We start from the raw sequence: 2,652 nt of genomic DNA, 5'->3' as shown, positions 1-2,652 counted from the left end.
GGGCGGGGGCGTTACGGACGGCCGCGCCCGCCGCGCGGAGGGGCCGGGGTCAGCGCTCGCGCAGCTCGGGGGTGTCGGGGACCTCGATGTCGCGCTTCTGCAGCTCCTCGACGTTGACGTCCTTGAACGTCACCACCCGCACGTCGCGCACGAAGCGGGCGGGGCGGTAGACGTCCCAGACCCAGGCGTCGTGCAGGTTCACCTCGAAGTACGTCTCGCCGTCGGCCGTCCGCACCTGCAGGTCGACGGAGTTGGCCAGGTAGAAGCGCCGCTCGGTCTCGACCACGTAGGAGAAGAGCGACACGACGTCCCGGTACTCCCGGTAGAGCTGCAGCTCCATCTCGGTCTCGTAGTTCTCGAGGTCCTCGGCGCTCACGTGCCCATCATGCCTTCCGCGCGCCACGGGCGTCGGCAGCCGCCGCGGCCCGCGCGCCGGGGTCCTGCCGCGGCGTCGGCAGCGCCAGCCCCGGCAGGCGCCAGCTGCGGCGGTGCTGCGGGCAGGTGCCGTGCGCCCCGAGCGCCTGCAGGTGCTCCGGCGCGCTGTAGCCCTTGTTGCCCGCCCAGCCGTAGTGCGGGTGCTCCTCGTGGCGCACGGCCATGAGCGCGTCCCGCGTCGTCTTGGCCAGCACGCTGGCGGCCGCCACGGCGGCGCACGTCGTGTCCGCCTTGACCCGGGTGGTCACCGGCGGGGCGGGGCACGGCAGCGCCTGCGGCTCCTCGAGCAGCGACGGCTCGCGGGGGTCGCTGAGCCAGTCGTGGTTGCCGTCGAGGAGCAGCACCGAAGGCTGCTCGGGCAGCTGGGCCAGCGCCCGCCGCCCCGCCAGCCGCAGGGCGGCCACGATGCCGAGGGCGTCGATCTCCGCCGGCTCGGCGTGGCCCACCGCCCAGGAGACCGCCCAGCGGCGCACCCTCGGCGCGAGGGCCTCGCGGGCCGCGGGCGTCAGCAGCTTGGAGTCGCGCAGCCCCGCGGGCGCCGTCGCCGTCGCGGCGTCGACGAGGACCACCCCGACGCTGACCGGCCCGGCGAGGGCGCCGCGGCCCACCTCGTCCATGCCGGCGACCAGCCGGTGCCCCTCGCGCAGCAGCCGGCGCTCCAGGCGCAGCGAGGGCGGGGTCGAGGCGGGCCGGCGGGCGCCGGGGCCGGCGGCGGGCGTCACTTCGTCCCCGACGCGCCGCTGACGTCGTCGAAGTCGTCGGGCGTGCCCAGCCAGTCCCAGTGGCCCACGGGCCACACCACCGCGTACGCCCGCCCGACGACCAGGTCCACGGGCACGAACCCGCCGTGGGGCTTGTCGCGGTTGTAGCGCGAGTCCGCCGACTCGGCGCGGTTGTCGCCCATCACCCACAGCTGGCCCTCGGGCACGACGACGTCGAAGGGCTGCTCGCTGGGCTGGGCGCCGGGGAAGAGGTAGGCGCCCTCGTCGACCGGGGTGTCGTTGACGCTGACGCGCCCGGAGGCGTCGCAGCACGCCACGCGGTCGCCGGGCAGGCCGACCACGCGCTTGATGAGGTGGTCGTCGGAGTCCTCCGGCAGCAGGCCGACGAAGGTCAGCGCCTCCGCGACGACGGTGCCGACGGGCCCGCGCTGGGCGGGCGCGCTCTGGGTGAGCCAGCCGCCGGGGTCGGAGAAGACGACGACGTCACCGCGGTGCAGCTCGAAGGGGCCGGGGCTCAGCTTGCTGACGACGACGCGGTCGCCGATGTCGAGGGTGCGCTCCATCGACTGCGAGGGGATGAAGAAGGCCTGCAGCAGGAAGGTCTTGACCACCAGCGAGACCACCAGGGCCACCGCGACCACCAGCACGGTCTCCTTGACCGCCGCCAGCACCCCGCCGGCCGGGGAGCGGCGCGGGGCGGGCGGCCCCTCCTGCGCCGACGCGTCCGCGTCGGGATCCGTGCTCACGAACCGTCCCCCCGTTCGACCGCGCCGACCGACCCCAGCGGCCAGGTCACGGCGACCACCCGCCCCACGACGTCGTCGACCGAGACCGTGCCGCCACCGGGCGAGCCGAGGTGGGAGCGGGAGTCGACGGAGTCGCTGCGGTGGTCGCCCATCAGCCACAGCCTGCCACTGGGCACCTCGATGTCGAAGCGCACGTCGCTGGGGGCGTCCCCGGGCTGCAGGTACGGCTCCGCCAGCGGCTCGCCGTCCACCAGCAGGCGGCCCTGCGGGTCGCAGCAGGTGACGCGGTCGCCGGGCAGGCCCACCACGCGCTTGACGTAGTCGCTCTCCCCGGGCCGGAAACCCAGCAGCGAGGCGACGGCGTCGCCGAGGCGGGCCAGCCCCCGCGGCGGCGGTGGCGCGTCCGCGAAGGTGCCGGTGCCGTCGAAGACGACGACGTCGCCGCGGCGCACCTCGGAGGCGCCCGCGCGCCAGACCAGCACCCGCTCCCCCGGCCGCAGGGTCGGCCGCATGGAGTCCGAGGGGATCGAGAACGTCTGCACGACGAAGCTGCGCACGAGCAGCACGATCAGCAGGGCGAGGGCGAGCACGAGCACCGCCCGTCCACCGCGGGAGCGGGCGCGCCCGGCGGTCGGCGACGGCTGGGTGGTCGTCACGGAACTCCTGCCTCGTGGTCCTGGCCGGGCCGGGGCGCTCGCCGGAGCGCTCGCCGGGGACGGCCGCCGGGGTGCGGCCGGGACACTCTAAGC

At 75.9% G+C, this 2,652-nt stretch carries 4 protein-coding genes; all 4 read right to left on the bottom strand.

What is annotated here, in order from left to right; genetic code table 11:
- Positions 1 to 49: 49 nt before the first annotated feature.
- The 4 genes from GTQ99_RS22015 to lepB (GTQ99_RS22000) are packed head-to-tail and all read right to left on the bottom strand — an operon-like array spanning position 50 to position 2,559.
- Positions 50 to 376: a DUF2469 family protein gene (locus GTQ99_RS22015; protein WP_166617822.1), complete on the bottom strand. Its 327-nt coding sequence runs from the start codon at positions 374 to 376 to the stop codon at positions 50 to 52.
- Between the two features lie 7 nt (positions 377 to 383).
- Complete coding sequence (locus tag GTQ99_RS22010) at positions 384 to 1,157, bottom strand: ribonuclease HII (RefSeq protein WP_338075190.1); 774 nt, start codon at positions 1,155 to 1,157, stop codon at positions 384 to 386.
- Positions 1,154 to 1,903 (bottom strand): signal peptidase I, encoded by a 750-nt coding sequence (gene lepB, locus GTQ99_RS22005; RefSeq protein WP_166617821.1) that lies wholly within the window; start codon positions 1,901 to 1,903, stop codon positions 1,154 to 1,156. The genes GTQ99_RS22010 and lepB (GTQ99_RS22005) overlap by 4 nt, the downstream gene beginning before the upstream one ends.
- Positions 1,900 to 2,559, bottom strand: a complete 660-nt coding sequence (gene lepB, locus GTQ99_RS22000; protein ID WP_166617820.1) for a signal peptidase I — start codon at positions 2,557 to 2,559, stop codon at positions 1,900 to 1,902. The genes lepB (GTQ99_RS22005) and lepB (GTQ99_RS22000) overlap by 4 nt, the downstream gene beginning before the upstream one ends.
- Positions 2,560 to 2,652: the final 93 nt, after the last annotated feature.

This window comes from Kineococcus vitellinus, assembly GCF_009906315.1.
Classification (GTDB): Bacteria; Actinomycetota; Actinomycetes; order Actinomycetales; family Kineococcaceae; genus Kineococcus; species Kineococcus vitellinus.
The sequence above is the reverse complement of the archived record's forward strand: the minus strand, read 5'-3'. Positions and strand labels throughout refer to the sequence as shown.